Origin of the sequence: Mycobacterium sp. (assembly GCF_025933915.1) — a bacterium.
Taxonomy (GTDB): domain Bacteria; phylum Actinomycetota; class Actinomycetes; order Mycobacteriales; family Mycobacteriaceae; genus Mycobacterium.
Window position 1 is genome coordinate 1 of sequence record NZ_JAICZA010000268.1, and the last position, 3,538, is coordinate 3,538.

The following is a 3,538-nucleotide window of genomic DNA, read 5'->3' on the forward strand; positions in this document are numbered from 1 at the left end:
CACCCTGCGCGACGAACTGGCTACCGTCGCCGAACAGGCCGGCATCGGCAACGCGACCCCACACCAGCTGCGCCACACCTATGCGACCGCCCTGGTGAACTCAGGCGTCTCGCTCCAGGCGCTCATGGCCCTGCTCGGACATTATGCGGGTGATCCTTGTCAAGGGGTCCGTCGTCATTGGTGCGCTCGGCGTCGTGCTGTGGGGGGCGAGACGTTTGAGGAGGTGGGCGATCTCCTCCCAGGTCAGCTCCTGGTCCCTGGCGTCGCTGATGGCCTGTGGGAGCTGGCGTTGAGCCTCGGCGATGAGGCTGGCAGGGTGTGCAGTCGGAAGCGGCTGTCGCCGAGCCAATACGGAGTGCGCAGTCTTGCCAGGGCCTCGAGGGCGTCGGTGAGGACCTGGGCGCTGTCGGAATCGAGGTGTGGCGCGGGCAGCTCACCGGGCGTGGTGGGGCGAAGCGGCTGGCCGGTCATGACGCACTCTCCTCGAGCCGGGCGAGCAGTCCGTCGAAGACTTTCTGCCGGCCGAGTTGGCCCTTGTCGGCGGCGTCATCGCGTTGGCGTTGCAAGGTAGGCCGGAACTCGATGGTGGTTTGGAAGAAGGTGCAGCTTTCGCAGATGGACTCGAAGTGACAGTCCAGCCCGACCGGGCGGGCGCAGTAGCCGTTGCCGAGCATCCGCCGGTGCATCTCGCCGCGCAGTTTGCGCATCTCGGCGCCTTCGGCATCGGGAGGCAGTTCGCGTGGCGCGTCGTAGAGGGCTTCGACCTTCTCCGAGACGGAGAAGTACTCCTCGGCGACGGTGCGGTTGGCGATCCGTGCATAAACGAGGGTCATCCGCATGGATCGATGCCCGAGAAGAGCAGCTATCGCTTCGAGGGACATGCCCCGGTTGATCGCCTGGGTGGCCAGCGTGTGCCGGAGCCGGTGCGGGTTGACGTGCCCGATCCCGGCGACCTGGGCGGCCTTGGCCACGGCTCGGTCGACGCGACCCTGCCGGATCCGCTGGCCGTGCTCGATGAACAGGTGCGGGCTGCGCAGGCTGGCTGGCCGCTCGGCGATCCAGTCGTCGAGGAGCTGCTTGAGCTGGGGGTGCAGCGGGATGTATCGGTCGGTGCGCAGCTTGCCCAGTGGCACGTGCAGCCAGTAGGCGGCGCCGATCTGCACCACGGAGTCGACGGTGAGGTCGAGGAATTCGCCCTTGCGCAGCCCGGTGCGGGCGAGGAACTCCACGGCGAGGCGGACGAACGGATCGGGGTCGGCGCGGGTGGCCTGCAGCAGCTTGGTGAATGCGCCGTCGTCGAGGAAGCGGGGCAACGGGGCGTCGCGCAGTGGCAGGTCGCCGGCGAAGACGAGTACCGCTGCGGGGACGTCGTCGCCGCCCCATTCGGCGAGGCGTTCGAAGCAGGAGCGCAGCGTGCCGAGGTGCTCGGCCAGGCTGGTCTTGGTCAGCGTGCCGCCACGGGCGGAGGGGCGGGCGGCCAGGTGCAGTTTGTAGCCCTCGATGTGGCGACGGCGCAGGTCGGCGACGCAATCGACTTCGGGTGCGTGTTCGGCCAGCCAGCCGGCGAACTCACGCAGGACGCCTTCGACCCGCACCATGGTCGAGGCGCGCAGCGACAGCCGGGTCTGCGCGATATAGCCGGTCAGCGTCGCCTCCAGCCGCGGCGGTGCCGCGGTCCACGCGGCGGCCCGCTCGGCGGCACGGTTCGGAGTCGTCTTGCGGGGTGGTGTGTCGAGCACACCGAGATGGAACAACGTGGTCTGCGCGCCGAACAGGGCGGCGCTGAGCGCTTTCACCCCATGACTCTTGGGCCGGTGCCGGCCGATCGCCACGGCCAGCGCGTGTTGCCCGGTCTGGATCGTCGTCGCGGTCAGTTGCTCGATCGTGAGCCCGGACACGGCGGCGACCTTAGCCAGCGCCGACCACTGCAGGCGGGTGACGATCGGGTTGAACCCGAGCTCGACGGAGGTCACCTGGAACCGTTCATGGAACGCTTGGTGGTGGTGCGCGGCGACCTCGCCGAGGTAGGGACGGCAGGCGACCAGGTAGTCCGGGCTGGGCCGGACCCGGCCGGTCACGATCAGCCAGCCGACGACGCGGCGGTCCTTCAGCGGCAGCGCGCACTGCTCGCCCAGCGGCAGTCGGGCCCAGCCGTCGAGACCGACCCGGGTGAAGAACGACCGCGCTACGGAGGTCACCGGGTGGTCGGCGAACATGCCCGCGGCGATCAGGTCGGCGCGGTAGGCGCCAACCAAGGCTTCGACGTCGGCGCGGCACGCCGGTGAGCCGCTCACCGCATCGCTCCATCAGCGGGCCCGACGGCTTGGGCTTCGATCGCCTCGGCCGCGCGCAGGTACTCCTTCTCCAGCCAGTCGTTGGCCAGGTGCAGGTAAATGCGGGTCGAGTCGATCGAGGCGTGCCCGGCCTGGGCCTGGATCGCCTCCAAGGCCATACCCGCTTCCCGCAGCCGGGTGAAGCAGGTGTGCCGCAGTTGATGGCAGGTCGCCCGCCTCAGCCCCGCGCGGCCGCGGGCGCCGTCGAGGATCTCATCCAATCCGGACGCCGACAGCGGTGCTCCGCGCCGAGCGCCCTTGAGCACCACGAACACCCGAGTGGTCGACGCGGTCGCCGGCCGCTCTTGTTCCAGATAGGCGCCGAGAGAGGCGAAGAACCGTCCCGACACCGGGACAACGCGTTGCCGGCCGCCCTTACCCTCGGCAATGAACAGACGCCGTTCACCGGTGTTGACGTCTTCCAGCCGAAGCCCGAGCACCTCGCAGCGACGCAGCCCACCCAGCAACATCGCCTCGACCATGGCGCGGTCGCGGTGGGTTCGCAGTGCTCCGACCAGCGCGTCAACCTCGCCGGGCGACAACACCCGCGGAAGGGTGCGCGGGGTGCGGACCAGCGGCACGCCACCGTTGCGACGGCGTCCGCCGGGACGACGCGCGGCGAGGCTGCCAGGCACCGGGTTGTTGGTCACACCGGCATCGCCGCGAGCGACCAGATACCCATACAGGCCCCGCACGCTCGACAACCGTCGGGCAATCGTGCGCGCCGCCAAACCTGCCTCGCCATCGTCCAGGCGCACCACCCGCTCACCCCGGCGCGGAGCCCGCTGAGCCGACAAGAACGCGAACACGTCAGCAGCGCCCACCTCCGCCGGCGCCTTGCCGACCACCCCGAAGAAGACCTTCAAGTCCGAGGCCACCGCCAGCCACGTGTTCCTCCGGGCACGCGCGCCAACAAAGGCCAAGTAGTCATCCAGCAGCGGATGCCCCAGCCTGATCGCGGCCAACTCCGGCCCATCGCGCTGAACGGTCAAACACGGCACGAACTCATTCACGGGCGTCTCCTCGCTCGACGATCAACCGCCCACGCAGGGCCGGTCAACCAGGGACTCGATCACCCGCATATCAGACACGTCTCGGCCGAGATGAGCCTGCGCTACGGGCGGCTGTTCGACACCACCGTCCGCGCCGACTACGAGAAAGCGCTCACCCTGGCGAAGTCCCGCCTCGGTCCGGTGCTGCCCGAG

At 69.5% G+C, this 3,538-nt stretch carries 2 protein-coding genes and 1 pseudogene; 1 reads left to right on the forward strand and 2 read right to left on the reverse strand.

Translation table 11 applies throughout. The features are described 5' to 3' along the window. Positions 1 to 142: pseudogene (locus Q0W90_RS23750) on the forward strand (tyrosine-type recombinase/integrase); the annotation flags it as partial. Between the two features lie 325 nt (positions 143 to 467). On the opposite strand, the gene Q0W90_RS23755 reads toward Q0W90_RS23750, so the two are convergent. Both Q0W90_RS23755 and Q0W90_RS23760 read right to left on the reverse strand, forming a co-directional pair. Further along, a complete protein-coding gene (locus tag Q0W90_RS23755; protein WP_297777043.1) occupies positions 468 to 2,294 on the reverse strand; it encodes a site-specific integrase in 1,827 nt (608 codons plus the stop codon). Further along, positions 2,291 to 3,346 (reverse strand): tyrosine-type recombinase/integrase, encoded by a 1,056-nt coding sequence (locus tag Q0W90_RS23760; RefSeq protein ID WP_297777046.1) that lies wholly within the window; start codon positions 3,344 to 3,346, stop codon positions 2,291 to 2,293. The genes Q0W90_RS23755 and Q0W90_RS23760 overlap by 4 nt, the downstream gene beginning before the upstream one ends. Positions 3,347 to 3,538: the final 192 nt, after the last annotated feature.